Annotated in this window: 9 protein-coding genes; all 9 read right to left on the bottom strand. The window is 66.8% G+C overall.

Translation table 11 applies throughout. The features are described from left to right. Positions 1-44: 44 nt before the first annotated feature. Positions 45-2,708, bottom strand: a complete 2,664-nt coding sequence (locus DGN21_RS03620; RefSeq protein ID WP_184428956.1) for a TonB-dependent receptor — start codon at positions 2,706-2,708, stop codon at positions 45-47. 777 nt (positions 2,709-3,485) lie between these two features. Further along, on the bottom strand, positions 3,486-4,640 hold the full coding sequence (gene nagA / locus DGN21_RS03615; protein ID WP_126965133.1) for an N-acetylglucosamine-6-phosphate deacetylase: 1,155 nt from the start codon (positions 4,638-4,640) through the stop codon (positions 3,486-3,488). A gap of 2 nt (positions 4,641-4,642) precedes the next feature. Beyond that, positions 4,643-5,671, bottom strand: coding sequence for an SIS domain-containing protein (locus tag DGN21_RS03610; protein WP_016900885.1), 1,029 nt, complete (start codon positions 5,669-5,671; stop codon positions 4,643-4,645). A gap of 5 nt (positions 5,672-5,676) precedes the next feature. Continuing rightward, positions 5,677-6,744 (bottom strand): LacI family DNA-binding transcriptional regulator, encoded by a 1,068-nt coding sequence (locus DGN21_RS03605; RefSeq protein ID WP_024940298.1) that lies wholly within the window; start codon positions 6,742-6,744, stop codon positions 5,677-5,679. A gap of 40 nt (positions 6,745-6,784) precedes the next feature. After that, positions 6,785-8,062 carry a sugar MFS transporter gene (locus DGN21_RS03600; protein ID WP_024940299.1) on the bottom strand — a complete coding sequence of 426 codons (1,278 nt, stop codon included), beginning with the start codon at positions 8,060-8,062 and terminating at the stop codon, positions 6,785-6,787. Between the two features lie 46 nt (positions 8,063-8,108). Continuing rightward, positions 8,109-8,831: a GntR family transcriptional regulator gene (locus DGN21_RS03595; protein ID WP_016900882.1), complete on the bottom strand. Its 723-nt coding sequence runs from the start codon at positions 8,829-8,831 to the stop codon at positions 8,109-8,111. A 258-nt stretch (positions 8,832-9,089) separates the two neighbouring features. Then, entirely contained in the window at positions 9,090-10,256 is a 1,167-nt protein-coding gene (locus DGN21_RS03590; protein ID WP_126965132.1) for a heparan-alpha-glucosaminide N-acetyltransferase domain-containing protein, read from the bottom strand. Positions 10,257-10,365: 109 nt separating this feature from the next. Next, entirely contained in the window at positions 10,366-12,801 is a 2,436-nt protein-coding gene (locus DGN21_RS03585) for an alpha-N-acetylglucosaminidase (protein ID WP_126965131.1), read from the bottom strand. Then, positions 12,798-15,692 carry a beta-galactosidase GalA gene (galA, locus tag DGN21_RS03580; protein ID WP_215825126.1) on the bottom strand — a complete coding sequence of 965 codons (2,895 nt, stop codon included), beginning with the start codon at positions 15,690-15,692 and terminating at the stop codon, positions 12,798-12,800. The genes DGN21_RS03585 and galA overlap by 4 nt, the downstream gene beginning before the upstream one ends. Positions 15,693-15,695: the final 3 nt, after the last annotated feature.

The following is a 15,695-nucleotide window of genomic DNA, read 5'->3' as shown; positions in this document are numbered from 1 at the left end:
CATTGCAACAAGGCGGCTGCCCGAGAGCAGCCGCCCGGCCGACGTCACAGCTTGAAATTCAGGCTCAGCATGAAGGAGCGGCCGTTCTTGTAGATGTAGTACGGCTGGTTCTTGTTGCCGATATAGCTGAAGTAGGTTTCGTCCAGCAGATTGGTGGCTTCCAGCGCCACGCGCAGGCGCTCGGTGGCCTGGTAGCCGAACGAGGCATCGACCTGGGTGAATGCATCGGTCATCTGCTGGCCGTTGAGGCGGCCGATCTGGGTGAAGTATTCCGAGCGCCAGCCCAGATTCACCCGCGCGCTCCATTTGCCCTGCTCGTAGTACGGGCTGATGTTGTAGGCGTTGCGCGAGTTGTACGGCAGGCTGTAATCGCCGTCGGTCTTGGAATCGGAATAGGTGTAGTTGGCCACCACGCCGAACCCGTTGCCAAAGTTGTGCTGCAGGTTGAGCGCAACGCCGCGCACCGTGGCATCGCCGGCGTTGGTCGGCACGGAGGTCTGATAGGTGCTCGAGCCGCCGGTGGCGTTGTTGAAGAACACCCGGTCTTCCACGGTGGTCAGGATGTAGTTGGAGATATCGCGCGAGAAGAACTCGCCGCTGAGCAGACTGCTGTCGGAGAAGTACCACTCCAGCGATGTGCCCAGGTTGGTGGACTCGTACGGACTCAATCCAGGATTGCCCGTGGACGCGGTGAGCGTGGTGTCGTCGGTGGCCACGTACGGGGTCATGTTGGTGTAGCGCGGCCGTGCGATCACCTTGGACGCAGCAAAGCGCAGCATCAGATCGTCGCGCAGGTCGTAGGCGATGTTGAAGGACGGCAACCACTTGCCGTAGCTGTTGAGGAAGTTGACCGGCGTATAGCCGCCACCGGGCGCATAGCTGAAACCATCGGTGGAATCGCGGGTGTGCACGTAACGCACGCCAACGTTGCCGCGATAGCGCTCGCCGGAAAAGTTGCCCTGCAGGAACCAGGCGCGGTTCTGTTCTTCGATGCTGTAGTTGCCGGCGTAGCTGATCGGCAAGCCGTCATCGCCTTCAAGGCCACCGATGTACTGGCTGATGGCGCCGCTGTTGATGGTCGACCAGCGCTGCATGTCGGCGCTGGTCGACAAGCCGTCCAGATAGCCCGACGGCGTGGTGCCCGGCGAGAACGCGGCCAGCGTGCTGCCGTCGTTCGGGGTCCAGGTGCGGCTGTAGGAGGACTGCCCGGTGGCGTGATTGGTCAGCTTGATGCCGGTCAGGATCTGGGTGAACGGCCCCCACTCCACCGCATGGTCGAAGTCCAGCTGCAGGTAGCGTTCCTTGTCGTATTGCGGGCTGTGGCTGGCCGAGGCGTTGTTGAGTTGCATCGCCGCCGCGTTGGTGGGGTCGGTGCTGTAGTCCATCGCGGTACGACGCCCGTCGATGTTGTAGCTGTAACCGGCGAGGTTGCGGAACTGGATGCCGTAGATGCGCTCGGCACCGCCCTGTGAACTGGTGTAGCCCACCTGGCTGGACGCATTCCAACCATCGCCATGCCAGTCGGTGCGTAGATGGATGCTGCCGGTGCTGACCTCGCTGTTGCGCAGGTAGCCGTCCAGGTAGGTGTTGGACTGGTCGCCGAACGTACCCGAGGTCGCCACGCCGTTCTCGAAGCCCAGCGCCTGCGCATCGCCGGGGGTGGAACCCCAGTAGCCGTAGCGGCTCTGGTTGTAGTTGTCGAAACTCTCCTTGACGTACAAACCGGTCAGGTTGAGCTCGAAATCGGCATCCGGCTTCCACTGCAACGCCGCGCTGACGCCGTCGCGCTTGCGCGTCTGCTGGAACAACGCGGTGTTGATCGAGGTTGGAAACACGCCGGTGTTGTTGCCGACCACAGACGCCGGGAACCCTGCGCCTTGCACATTGTCGTAGCCGAAGATCTCCACGCCATCGCGGCGCAACACGCGCTGCGAATGCATCACCGAGGTGAGCACACCGAGCGTTTCATCCTGGTTTTTCCAGCTGTACAGCGCCGAGGCATTCGGCTTGCCCTCCTCGGAACGATCGTTGTAGCCGTAGCTCAGCGTGCCGGTCAGCGTGTTGCGCTCAAGGTCCAGCGGCTTGCGCGTGTGCACGATCACGGTGCCACCGATGGAGCCCTCGTCGATGCGTGCCTCCGGTGTCTTGTAGACCTCCATCAGGCCGACCACTTCCGGCGCCAGCGTGCTGTAGTTGAACGAGCGGCTATCCGGGTCGTTGGGATCGCCGCCCCAACTGGTGGAGGCAATGGTCTGGCCGTTGAGCAGCACGCGATTGAGTGCCGGGTCGGTACCGAGGATGCTGACCTTCTCGCCTTCGCCGAACTGGCGATCCACGGTGATGCCGGACAGGCGCGACAGCGACTCGGCGACGTTGGTGTCTGGGAATTTGCCGATGTCTTCGGCGCTGATCGCATCGACGATCGCATCGGCATTGCGCTTGACGTTGAGTGCCTTGCCGAGGCTGGCCTGATAGCCGACGACCTTGACCTCGTCCAGCGTGGATACCGAGGGATTGGTTTGCGCGGGCGCCTGTTCCTGCGGGGCTGCAGCCTGCTCCTGCGCACCTGCGGGCAACGCGGCAAGACCTGCCAGGGTAGCGCCACCGATCAACAGGCCGCGGACTGCAGTGCTCAATGGGGTACGACGCAGCGGGTGCGCATGACAGAACAGGTGACGGGACAACTCGAACACACGGGAAGACGGCATTGCGTAGACCTCTTGACGGATGTCAGGTGGCAACCATGTGGTTGCACGACAACGCGCGATGCGCGTGACATGCCCGCACTCCGTCCCCTGTGCCGGATGCGAGCAGCGTCCCGCACTGCCGTAGCGGCGTGCGGGTCAGCGCCAGTCCGACCAGCGGCCGGACGACAACGCTTTCAAGAATTCAGAAGTGGCTCCTGCTCGCTGACAACGTTATCAGCGAAGGTGCCTTTCGCAGCCGGGGCTGTCAACTCGCTGCCACAAAAGCCCAGTTTCATGCCTGAAACCGCACCGACGACGCAGATATTGGAATGACAGCGTGATCGTGTTCGCACTCATATGCATCGACGATGCAGACCACTGCGCGTAGCGGCCTGATGCCACAAGGCTGCGCAGCCGGATGTTGCGATGCAGAGTGTGTTGCAGGCTTTGTTGTGGTGGATGGTGTACGCAGTGCATTGCCAAACTACCGCGATCGCATTGCTGACCTGCGGCAAGCGCATGCGGCTGCAGTCATCGTCGAGCGTCTACTGCAACGGAAAGCGCGTCGGTTGCACTACGTGTCGCGTGACGCCGAAAGCGCCCGGGTTCTGCTTGGCTGCTCCAGCGTTCAACACTGATGCCTTTCCGGAGCTTGGCGAAAGCACGCCCTGCACTCGCGCACGCACGCACGCTCATGCTGCAGCGTACCGACGATGGCGGTTCACCGAAGACACGACTGCAAACAAGGTTTCAAGCGCATCGCGCCGCACGAACGGGTTCGTGCGGCGGCGCGCGGACTTACTCGCGCTGACCGGCCACCCAGGTGGCAAGTACCTGCACGTCGGCATCCACCAGCACCAGGTCGGCCTGATAGCCGGGTGCAATGCGGCCCAGGCGCTGGCCCAGGCCGATGCATTGCGCCGGATAGGTGGACGCCATGCGCGCGGCTTCGGCCAGGTCCACGCCCAGCCACTGCACGCTGTTGCGCACGGCCGTGGCCATGTCCAGCGCCGAGCCGGCCAGTGCGCCGTCGGCATTGCGTACCACGCCGTCCACGGCGGTGATGGTTTCGCCGTACAGGTCGAAACTGGGGCTGTCGGCACCGACCATCGGCATGGCGTCGGTGACCAGCAACAGCTTGCCGCGCGGTTTGGCGGCCAGCGCCACGCGCAGGCTGGCCGGGTGCACGTGCACGCCATCGACGATGATGCCGCACCACACATCGGGGTCTTCCAACGCGGCGCCGACCGCGCTGGGCTCGCGCCCGGTCAGCTGCGACATCGCGTTGTACAGATGGGTGAAACCACTGACGCCGGCGGCAATGCCGTCGCGCGCCTGCTCGTAGCTGGCCGCAGTGTGGCCGGCAAACACGGTCGCGCCGCCGGCGACAAAGGCGCGGATGTCGTCCAGCGGCACGCGCTCGGGTGCGAGCGTGATCAGGGTGACGCCGTTGTCCAACGAGGTATCGACGGCAATCTCGTGCGCGTCGGGCAGGCGGAACTTGTGCGCGTCGTGCGTGCCCTTGCGGGCCGGGCTCAGGTACGGGCCTTCCAGATGAATGCCGAGCACGCCGGGCACGCCTTGCGCGATGGCCTGGCGCGTGGCGGCGATCGCCTCGGCCATCACCTCGGCGGTGTCGCTGATCAATGTCGGCAGCATGCCGGTGGTGCCGTAGCGGCGATGCGCCGCCGCGATCGTGGCCAGCGCCTGCGGGTCGCGCGCATTGTTGAACAACACGCCACCACCGCCGTTGACCTGGATGTCGATGAAGCCGGGCAGCAAGGTGGCGCCGCCCAGATCCACGCGCGTATGCGCCTGCGCAACGCGCGCATCGTCGGCCGCCACCACCGCCTGGATCTGCGTGCCGGCCAGCAGGACCACCAGCCCATCCTGCAAGCCATCGTCGGTGAGCACGCGTGCATTGCACAACGCTTGAATCGGGGAAGCATCCATGTTCAAACGGTTTCCGTGACCTTGTTCAAGTGCGGCGGCAGATCGGGATTGTTGCCACGTTGCAGGGCCAGCGCGTTGATCGCGCGGTAGAAGCTCTGCACGGTCAGCAGCGGCGCGCTGGCCGGGTGCGCCGCATCCACGAGCGGCAGGTCGCCGTCGGGGGCGGCCAGCCACACCTGCGCGCCACGCGCGCGGAATTCGGCCGCGAGCGCACGCGTGCCGGCGCCGGTTTCGTCGGGCTGGGCGAACACCAGCACCGGGAAGCCCGGCCCCACCAGCGCCATCGGGCCGTGTTTGACCTCGGCCGAGCTGTACGCCTCGGCATGCAGGCCGCAGGTTTCCTTGAACTTCAGCGCCGCTTCCTGCGCCGCGCCCAGGCCCAGGCCGCGACCGAGCACGAACAGGTTGTGTGCCGGCACCAGGCCGGCAGTGAGCGCGGACCAGTCGGCCTGCCAGGCGGCGCGCAACTGCTGCGGCAGTGCCTCTACCGCCGCGAGCAGGGCCGGGTCGTTCTTCCACACCGCGCCCAGGTGCAGCAGCGCAGCCAGCGAGGCGAGATAACTCTTGGTGGCGGCAACGCTTTTTTCCGGGCCTGCGCCCAGCGGAATCACCACCTCGGCCAGCTGCGCCAGCGGTGAATCCTCGACGTTGACCAGCGCGACCACGCGCGCGCCGGCCGCCTTGGCGGCCTCGGCATTGCGCAGCAGGTCCGGGCTCTTGCCCGATTGCGAAATCACGATGTACAGCGCACCGCGCAACTGCAGCGGCGATGCGTAGACCGAGCCCACCGACGGCGATGCAGAGGCGGTCACGATGCCCAGTTGTGTTTCGAACAGATACTTGGCGTAGGTCGCTGCGTGATCGGAACTGCCGCGTGCGCAGGTCACCACGAACGGCGGCGGCGTATCGCGCAGCGACTGCGCGAGGGCGGCGACGGTGTCGGCATTGCGGGCGAACTGTGCGGCGACCACGTCAGCGGTCTGCGCCGCCTCGCGGAACATCAAGGTCTCGGTTTCGGTGGGAAGGCTCATCGTGCTCAGGCGGATTCGGGAGGAAGGGATTTGGCGGACGGCGTCTGCGCCGGTGCAGTGGAACCGCGCACCACCAGCTGCGGCACGAAGCCGCGGTTCTGCAATTGCGCGGGCTGGTCGTCGTAGGCATCGCTGCGCAGCTGGCTGATCAACAGGCGTGCGGCATGCCGCGCGATGTCGTCGGTGGCCTGCTTGGCGGTGGTCAGCGCCGGCCAGGACTGGCGCGAGAACGGGCTGTCCTCGAAACCGGCGATCGACAATTGATACGGCACGTTCATGCCGGTGGACTTGGCTGCGGCCAGCACGCCCGCGGCGATTTCATCGTTGCTGCCGAAGATGGCGGTGGGCGGCTCGCGCAACGACAGCAGCCGGCGCGCGCCACGGAAGCCGTCGTCGAAGGTGTAATCGCCGGGAATCACCAGGTGCTTGTCCAGGGTGATGCCGTAGTCCTTCAACGCCGCCTCGTAACCGGCGTAGCGCTCGCCGCTGGAGCGGTGCTGCGGGCCACCCCACAGGAACCCGATGCGCTGATGGCCCAACTGGACCAGATGCTCGGTGATCTCGTAGGCGGCAGCGCGGTCGTCGATATAGACGCAGGGGCCGTCGCCCGGATCGTCGGTGGCGGCGATGATGCGCACGCTCTTGATGCCGCGCGCAGCCAGGCCGGCCATCAACTCGGGGCGCTCGGACATCGGTGCGGTCAGCACCACGCCGGCCAGCCGCGAGCGCTGCACCCATTCGGCCAGTTCTTCGGCCAGCAATGGCGAGGTGGAATCGCACGGATGGATCTGCAGGCCGAAGCCGGTTTCGCGGCAGGCCGCCAGCACGCCGTTCTGGATGCCGATGATGTGATACGGGTTGGGATTGTCGTAGACCAGGCCGATCACGAACGGCGTGCCGCTGCGCAGGTTGCGCGCGGACGGATCGGGTTCGTAGTCGAGATCGGCGATGGCGCGCAGCACGCGCGCGCGCGTGGCCTGCATCACCGACGGTTCGTTGTTGATCACGCGCGACACGGTCTTCAACGAGACCTTGGCGCGCTCGGCGACATCTTTGATGGTGGGCCTGCGCATGGGTATGCCTTGTTCGTCGGAACGCATCATGCTGCCTGGTTCACTTGGCCTGGGCCGGCAGGCCCACACGGTAACCGCGCAGCGAATAGAACAGGATGTACAGATAGCACGGCACCATCAGCGCAGCGAACACGACCTGGAAGTCGTAGTGCTGTTTGAGAATGGCGAACAGCTGCGGAATGATCGCGCCGCCGGCAATGCCCATGACCAGCAAGGCCGAACCGATCTCGGTGAAGCGGCCGAGCCCGCGGATGGCCAGCGGAAAGATCGCCGGCCACATCATCGCGTTGGCAAAACCGAGCGCGGCCACGAAGCCCACCGACACATAGCCGTGGGTCAGCAGCGCGCCCAGCGAAAACAGCACGCCCAGCACCGCCGACACGCTCAGGTAGCGCGCCTGCGAGATCACACCCGGAATCAACGCCAGGCCGACGATGTAGCCAACCAGCATCGCGCCTAGCGTGTAGGAGGTGAAGATCTTGGTGCTGTCCAGCGGCAGATTGAAGCCGTGGCCGTAGGTGCCGATCGCATCGCCGGCCATTACTTCCACGCCCACGTAGACGAACAGGCACAACACGCCCAGCCACAGGTGCGGGAACTGGAAGATGCTGGACTTCTGCACGCCAACCGCGCTGCCGGGCGTGGCATTGGCCTCGGAGGCCCGCAGCTCCGGCAGCGGCGAGAACAGCACGCCGATCGCCAGCAACAGCAGCACCCCGGACATCACCAGATACGGTGCGTGGATCTTGGCGGCGAAGGCCGTGAGCAACTGCTGCTTGGTCGCCGCATCGGCGCTGGCCACCTGCGCGGACAGATCGCCGATGCCGTGCAACACCAGCGAGCCAATCAGGATCGGCGCCAGGATGCCGGCGATCTTGTTGCAGATGCCCATCAGCGCGATCCGCCGCGCCGCGCTCTCGATCGGCCCGAGGATGCTGATGTACGGGTTGATCGCGGTCTGCAGCAGCGCCAGGCCGCTGCCGATCACGAACAGGCCGCCCAAGGCGCCCGGATACCAGCGCTGGGTGGCGAACTGGCCGAAGCCGGCCGCGCCCACCGCCATCACCACCAGGCTCAGCGCCAGCCCCTTCTTCATACCGGTGCGCTTGAGGATCCACGACGCCGGCAGCGCCAGGAAGAAATACGACAGGTAGAACACCATCAGCACTAGGAAGGCGTTGACCTCGTTGAGGTCGAACGCCAGCCGCACGAAGGTGATCAGCGGCCCGTTGATCCAGGTGAAGAAGCCGATGATGAAGAACAGCACGCCGACGATGGCGATCGAGACAACGGGATTTGCGGGCCTGGCGGTAGTCATGGATCGGCTGGCTCTTGAGTTGTCGGTTGGGGGGCGCCGCGCTGGATCAGCGACGCAGTTCGGCGACGAAATCGTAGAAATCGTTGTGGCAATAGGTGTCGGTCAATTCGATCGCGCTGCCGTCGCGCGCATAGCCCACGCGCACCACATGCAGAATCGCCTCGCCGGTCTTCATGCGCAGGTGTTCGGCCAGCCGCGCGGGCAGATTGATCGCGCGGAAGTACTGCAGCGCGCGCACCACCGGGGTGCCCTGCGCATCCAGGTAGCTGTAGAGCGAATCGCCGATCTGCTGCGGGTCGGCGACGATGCGCTGCGGCAACACTGCATGCTCGTAGGCCATGACCCGGTCGTCGGCGCTGCGCAGGCGGGTCAGCGAGGCCACCGCCGCGTCCGGCGACAGGCCCAGCCGCAGGATCTCTTCGCCATGCGCCGGGCGCAGCCGCCGCTCCAGCCAGCGCGTGCCGGGCTCGTAGCCCTTGATGCGCAGCGTCTCGCTGAAACTGGTCAGGCCGCTGAGCTGGTGCTGGATCTGCGTGGTGACGAAGGTGCCGGCGCCCTGCCGGCGCGAGACCAAACCCTGTTCGACCAGCACGTCCACGGCCTGGCGCAGCGTCACCCGCGAGATCTGCAGCCGCTCGCACAGCTGGCGCTCGGCCGGCAGCGCCTCGCCGGCCTTCCACTGCGCGCCGCGGATCTGCTCGTCCAGCTTGCTCGCCAGTTGCAGATACAGCGGCGTCGGCGCGGAGGCGTCCAGCGTCAGCGCGTCCATCCGGGGGTCGGTGTCCGTCCTGGCTTCGGTTTTCGGTTTGGCCATTGCCTGTCCTCCGGACCGACTTGGATTCGTTAGGTCCAATATAGTACCAATTTGCCTGCAGCGCATTAGCGGCTGTGGATCGTCGGGAGCGGTGACAGGCCCTGGCTGACGCAGGCGTCCACCGCGCTCAAGGGCGGGATGCATGCCGATGATCAGGCCGGTGCGGCACTGTCCGCGCCCCGGGGCTGCGTCACCGGTTGCCGGGTCGGGCAATCACAGCCGCAGATACCAGCGCCGCCGATCCATCCACCAGCCCACGCACCAACACAGCAGCGTGTAGCTCAGCGCGCACAGCAGCGACCCGAGCGGGCCCGGCGCGATGCTCTGGAACACGCGGATGCCGGCCCAGGCGTACAGGTCCAGCCCGGAACTGCCGGCCGGGAGCAGCCGCAGCACCACCACGAACAGTTCGGAGAACAGGTAGATCGCCAGCGGGTTGCGCCCCAGTACGGTGAAGAAGCCGCTGCCGCCGCTCCAGCCGCGCAACTCCAGCAGGTAGACCAGGACGCCCAGCGCCAGCAGATCCAGGCCTACCGTGCAAGCGACGAACGACCCGCTCCAGAGCTTCTTCGACAGCGGCCAGGCCGGGTGCCAGAGCAACGCCAGCAGCACCAGCCCCGCGCCCGCCAGCAACAGGCTGCGCGTGGCGGCACCGGTCTTGCCGTGCCGCTGCATGAAGCGCCCGCCCAGATAGCCGGCCAGCACGTTGACCGTGGCCGACAGCGTGCCAAGCAGGCCCTCGGGGTCGAAGCCGCCATCCTTGCGATACAGATGCGCATGCCCGTACAGCCACAGGTCCAGCCGGGTGCCGGCGTTGCCGGTCTTGCTCAGCTCCGCACCGGGCTCGCCAAAGACGTACAGCAATGCCCAGTAGCCCAGCAGCAGCGCGACGCAAACCGGCGCGATAGCGCGTGGCGGCAGATAGCGCACCAGCAGCGCTGCGAGCAGATAGCACAGGCCGATCCGCTGCAGCACGCCGGTCAGGCGGAGTTGATCGACTGCAGTGAACGCCCATCCACCATCGGGCTGCGGGTGGAAGAACGGAAACCAGTACATCAGCACGCCGCACATCACGATCAGCGCGGCGCGCTTGCTCACGCGGGCGAGGAACTGCCGGTGCGGCGTGCCGGTGGCCAGCGCAAAACTCATCGCGCTGCCGACGGCGAACAGGAACGAGGGAAACACCAGATCGGCAAGCGTGAAGCCGAACCAGGCCGCGTGGGTCAGCTGCGCATATGGCTGCGCGCCGGGCCCGGCGGTGTTGACCAGGATCATCAGGAAGATGGTCAGGCCGCGGAACACGTCCAGCGACAGGAAGCGTTCGCGCCTGGGTGCTGCGGTTGCGGCACCAGCTGCAGCAGGGAGTGTTTGTGCGCTCATTGCAGTTCCTTGCCCAGCGACTGCAGGGGAAGCGTGCTGCCCGTGGCGAGTGTCGCTGCTTCGGTACGGAAGCGCTCATGGAGGGCCGCGATGTGCAATATGGATCTGCTCATTGGGCAGTACCTTGCGTGGTGCCGCGAATGGCACCGTGCGCCATGCCGTGCACGTCGCCTTGGGCAATGCCTTGCGTTGCACTGTGCGTACTGCCTTGCACATTGCGTTGCATGGCGCTTTGCAAACCCTCTTGCGCGTCCACCTGCGCCAGCAAGCCGCGCAGCAAGGTCAGTGGGTCGCGGGGTGGCTGTCGCTTCGGCACTTCGTCCTGCGCGGCCCATTGGCGCTCCCACGCGGCAAGCTGCGCGTTGACTGCCGCTGCGTCGAACGGTGTGCCCGCCTTGCGTGCGGCGCGGTATGCGCCGAGAAAGCGCGTCCAGCGCTGCAGATAGAAATCCGCGTACATGCCCTGCCATGCCTTGGACGCGTAATCGGCCAGGTTGCCGTCGCCGCCCCAGATGCTGACCTGCGCACGTGCATTGCCGACATAGGCACGCCGCAGTGCGGCATCGTTGCCGGCGGCCGCAGCGGCCTGGCCGGTCCAGTCGGCCAGGGTTTCGTGCTGGCCGCCGACCAGTGCATCCAGCCCCTGCACCACTTGCGTGGTGCGCGCCAGCAGCGCATCGCCGCGTGCGAACTCGCCGGCGTCGTAGGCCTGCACCACCGCCTGCAATTGACGGTCGGCGTGCAGGCTCAGGTAATGCCGTGCGTCTTCGATCAGGTCGTAACGGTATAGCGGCGCGTCGGCATAGCGGTCGGCCTGCTGCAGCAACGCGTCGATGGCGCGGCGCAAGCGTTGCGGATCGCCGGGGCGGTCGTCGAAGCCAATGATGTCGGCGGTCGGCCGCTTGAACAGCAGATACGCGCCGGCGCGCTTGTTCCACCAGCGCGGCGACCAGTAGCGGGTCTGGTAGATGCCCGCTTCCAGATCCGACCAGGCCTGCAGCAAGGCCGCATCGCTGCGGCCGTAGCGCGCGCGGGTGTATTGCGTGAGCCATTGCGACCAGGATTGTTGCGGGCCCTCCCAGGCCAGCGCGTAGAGATAGTCGTAGACCACCGAGTTGCTGTGCAGCCCTTCCGGAAACACGCCAAAGCCGCGCAGGTTGCGTTTGTCCGGATCGGCCAGCAAAGCCTGCAGATCGTGTCGATAGAACGCGAAGTCGCCGTACAACGGATTGCTGGCGCCGTAGTTGTGCACGTAGCCATAGATCCACTGCTTGTTGTCGAAGGCCTGCGCCGCCTTCCAGGTGCCGGGATAGCGGTCGTTGCCGATGTCCAGCACCATCAATCGCGCGTCGGGTACCTTGCCGAGAAACGCGGCGATCGCCTGCGGTTGCCAGAACTCGCGGTCGGCACCGAACAGCCAGCCCTGCATCACCCAGGTGGCCTGCGGATTGACCTGCGCGATGGAGCGATACAAGGCCTGCCCGTATTCGGCCAGGCGTGCATCGCGTTGCGCCGCCGGCACCGCCTTGGCACGTGCGGCATCGGAGTTGGCGATGCTGTCGCCGTACTTGGCGGCGGCCACGTCGCTGCCGTCGTCGGCCACCGGCGGCAGCATCTCGTTGAAGGCGTCGGCCAGATAGAACTCGCCTGCACCGTAGGCCTGCGTGTACAGCTCCAGGAACCGGCGCGCGACCTGGGCGAACAACGGATCGCGTGGATCCAGCCAGTAGGTTTCGTGGAAGCCTTCCCAGGCGCGCATGCGGTAGATGCGCGCGTTGGGATGCGCCTGCGCGAATGCCTTGGGCACGTAGCCGGCAAACGCCGGCAGCACCGGCTGCATGCCCAGCTCGCGCATGCGGGTGAGGATCTGCGTCTGCAGCACGCGCTTGCTGTCGATCCATTGCTGCGGCAACGGTGCACGATAACCTTCGATATTGCCCATGCGCTGCCACGGGGTGAAGGCGGGGCCGGAGAAATACTCCGCCAGCGCGTCATCGCCCACGTCGAACTCGCGCCACAGCGCCTGCCAGATCGCCTCCTGCCCTTCCATCGCCAGCGGCATGTCGATGCCGTGCAGCGCCATCCAGTCGATCTCGCGCTGCCAGCGCGGCCAGTCCCAGAACGGCGTGGTGTAGCCGTAGGTGCAGGTGTTGAGATAGGCGCGATGGGCAAACGGCGTGCGCACCTGGCCGCTGCTGTAGGCCGGCCATTGCGCCGGCAGCGCCACGCGGTCGCCTTCCCAGCTCATCGAGGCCGCACCGGCCTGGCCCAGATAAGCGTAGGCGCCACGCGCCAAGGCCACCTGCGAGGAGCCGGCAATGCGCACCGTGTCGCCGCCGGCATCGATGCGATACCAGTCCGCGCCGTCGCCGCGCGGTGCCACGCGCATCTCGAACTGGGTGGCGCGTGCGCCGATCAGGCGTTGCAGCACCGCCTGTGCGGGCGGTGTAGCCAGCACGGTGAGGGGAATGGCGAGCAAGGCGCCCAGCACTGCGCCGGCGAACAGCCGCGCGGGCGACGACGGGAAAAACGATGAGGTAATCATGGCGAGTTCCGATACTGCACGGTGACGACGTCGTGGAATCCAAACGGTTGATCCGCAGCGACCTGCAGGATCACCGCCAGCGTGCGCGCGCCGGTCGCGGGTGCAAGCGCCAACTTGATCGGTGTGCCGGCCGCCGCCTGTGTCACTGCACGGCCATCCAGAAACACCTGCGCCGGCCCGCTGAGGCGGCCCAGGTCGAGCATGCCGCCGTGGGCCTGCACGCCCTGCCACGGCGTGAACCGGGTGCGGTACAACACGTAGCCGGCGCGTTCGGGCGCGGTTTCCAGGGTGCCGGGCAACGTGTTGCTCCAGCTGTTGTTGTCGTTGGGGCGGCGCGAGAGATCCGGTGCCGGCGGCTGCGCGAAGGCGGCGGTGTGGCGCCAGCTCTCGACCACCATCACCGGCGCCACGATCGGCACCGCGGCCGGCAGCGGCACCGCCACGCACGCGATCTCGATCACCGCATCGCGCACGCCTGCGCTGCGCGCCTGCAGCCGTAATACGCCTGCGCCACGCTCGGCCTGCACGATCGCCTGCGCCAGCCCGTTGAACAGGGCCACTTGCATGCCCCGATCGGCGGCGTGTGCATTCGGGTCGCCATTGCCAACCCCCAGCAAGCGGCCGCCGCTGATCTGCAGCGTCAGCATTGCATTGCAATCGGGCACGTGGCGACCCTGCGCGTCCACCGCTTCCAACGTCACCGGCTGCGCATCGCGGCCATCGCCGCGTAGCTGGGGGCGGTCGGGCGTGAGCCGCAGCGCAACCGCTGCGCCGGTGGTTTCCACCCGCGTACGCGCCACCTCGCGGCCGTCGCGCCAGGCCACCGCTTCCAGCACGCCCGGCGCATAGTCCACCTGCCACTGATTCATCTGCGCGCAATCCACCGCCTGTTTGCCCAGCGAGCGGCCATTGAGCCACAGCTCCACCTGCGCGGCATTGCAGAACGCCATCACCTTGATCGGCCGGCCTTCGCGGCCGGGCCAGTTCCAGTGCGGCAACAGGTGCAGCACCGGCGCGTCGTCGATCCACAGCGCGCGGCGCAACCAGTAGGCCCCCTTGGCAAATCCGCATTGATCCATGATGCCGAAGAACGCGCCCACCGACGGCCATTCGAACGGCGTGGGTTCGCCGCGATAATCGAAGCCGGTCCAGACGAAGCTGCCGGCGACGAACGGGCGTTCGGCAATCAGCTGCCAGGCACGGCGGTGGGTATTGCCCCAGTCCGCGGCCAGGCTGTCGTCTTCGGCCACCACGTGCGCGTCCAGGTCGGTGAACCACGCGCCGCGGGTCTGGAACGCGCTGGTGTCCTCGCTGGACAGCATCGGCGTGCGCGGCCGCGCCGCATGCACGCGGTCGTAGTTGAACTGGCGGTAGTTGAAGCCGAGCACGTCCACCACATCGGCCGCGCCACGGGTGGCGAACATGCCGTCGTTCATGCCGGCGGTGATCGGGCGGCTGTCGTCGAGCGCGCGCACGGCGCTGGCGGCGCGCGCCATGATCGCGTAACCGGTGGCGGTGCCCTGCAGCGGCTCCTCGTTGAGCAGCGACCACAGGAACACGCTGGGATGGTTGCGCTGGCGCCGCACCATGTTCTGCAGCAGCGCCACATACTCGGGTGCGGGATTGAACAGCCTGTTCTCGGCCATCACCAGCATGCCGAGCCGGTCGCAGGCCTGCAGCAGTTCCGGTGCCACCGCGTGATGCAGGCGGATGGCATTGCAGCCCATCGACTTCAAGCGCTGCAGGCGAAACGCGTGCAAGGCATCGGGCAGCGCCACCCCGACGCCGGCATGGTCCTGATGCAGGCATACGCCCTTGATCTTGAGCGGGCGGCCATTGAGGAAGAAGCCGTGGTCGGCATCGAAGCGCAGGCTGCGAAAGCCGATCTCGCACTCGGCATGGTCGCTGCGGCCGTCCGCGCCACGCATGCTGGCCTGCACGCGGTACAGCACCGGCGTGTCCACGCTCCAGCGCTGCGGTTGCGGCACCGACATGCTGATGGCCGCCTGCACGGTACCGAATGCAGCCACGCGCAGTTGCGTCTCGCCACTCGCCACGACAGCACCGTCTGGGTCGCGCAGCGCCACATCCACCCACGCCTCGGCAGGCTGTTCGCCGCTGTTGACCAGGTCCAGTTGCACCGTCAGCTGCCAGAGATCGCCCGGGCCTTCGCGCGGCACCGCCGCCAGGCCATCGCCGGCGATATGCAAGGGCGCACGCAGCACCAGCCAGGTGTGCCGGTAGATGCCGCCGCCTTCGTACCACCAGCCGTCCATCGCCTCGGCATCGACGCGGATGGCGATGCTGTTCACGGCATTGCCGTAGCGCGCGACCGGCGTGAGATCGATGACCAGCCCGTTGTAGCCGCTCCAGCTGCGCGCCATCAGCATGCCGTTGACCCACACGGTGGCATGGCTGGCGATGCCGTCCAGACGTAGTTCCACCGCCTGGCCGCGCACGGACTCGTCCAGCCGTAGCGTGCGCCGGTACCAGGCAATGCCGCGCGGGCGATAGCCCTGCGCGATGTTGGCGTCGGCGCGCACCGCCTGCTCCACCACGAAGTCGTGCGGCAGTTGCAGCTGTCGCCAGCCGGTGTCGTCGTAGTCCGGCGCCGCTGCGCCCCAGGCGCGGCCGGCCTTGGCGTTGTCGTAAGTCTCGTCCTGCGCAAGCAGGCGCGGCGGCGGCAGATCGCCGGCATGGAAGCGCCAGCCCTCGTCCAGGTCCAGCCACTGGCCTGCGCCATCGGTGCCCGCTGGCGGTGGCGCGGGACGCGGCGTGCCGCCACTGCCCGCGCGTGTCGCTACAGCGTTCGCCGCGCCCGGCAGCAGCGCCGGCACGCCAAGCAGCGACGAGGCGCAGACGCTGCCGGCAAGGAACTCACGCCTGCGCATGAT

Origin of the sequence: Xanthomonas sp. MLO165 (genome assembly GCF_018831305.1) — a bacterium.
GTDB classification, from domain to species: Bacteria; Pseudomonadota; Gammaproteobacteria; order Xanthomonadales; family Xanthomonadaceae; genus Xanthomonas; species Xanthomonas arboricola.
This window is presented reverse-complemented; position numbering and strand designations above follow the sequence as displayed.

Bases quoted from the DNA above. Each gene is read 5' to 3' on its own strand.
- DGN21_RS03620 (WP_184428956.1), bottom strand. From the start codon at position 2,708: ATGCCGTCTTCCCGTGTGTTCGAGTTGTCCCGTCACCTGTTCTGTCAT.
- nagA (WP_126965133.1), bottom strand. From the start codon at position 4,640: ATGGATGCTTCCCCGATTCAAGCGTTGTGCAATGCACGCGTGCTCACC.
- DGN21_RS03610 (WP_016900885.1), bottom strand. From the start codon at position 5,671: ATGAGCCTTCCCACCGAAACCGAGACCTTGATGTTCCGCGAGGCGGCG.
- DGN21_RS03605 (WP_024940298.1), bottom strand. From the start codon at position 6,744: ATGCGCAGGCCCACCATCAAAGATGTCGCCGAGCGCGCCAAGGTCTCG.
- DGN21_RS03600 (WP_024940299.1), bottom strand. From the start codon at position 8,062: ATGACTACCGCCAGGCCCGCAAATCCCGTTGTCTCGATCGCCATCGTC.
- DGN21_RS03595 (WP_016900882.1), bottom strand. From the start codon at position 8,831: ATGGACGCGCTGACGCTGGACGCCTCCGCGCCGACGCCGCTGTATCTG.
- DGN21_RS03590 (WP_126965132.1), bottom strand. From the start codon at position 10,256: ATGAGCGCACAAACACTCCCTGCTGCAGCTGGTGCCGCAACCGCAGCA.
- DGN21_RS03585 (WP_126965131.1), bottom strand. From the start codon at position 12,801: ATGATTACCTCATCGTTTTTCCCGTCGTCGCCCGCGCGGCTGTTCGCC.
- galA (WP_215825126.1), bottom strand. From the start codon at position 15,692: ATGCGCAGGCGTGAGTTCCTTGCCGGCAGCGTCTGCGCCTCGTCGCTG.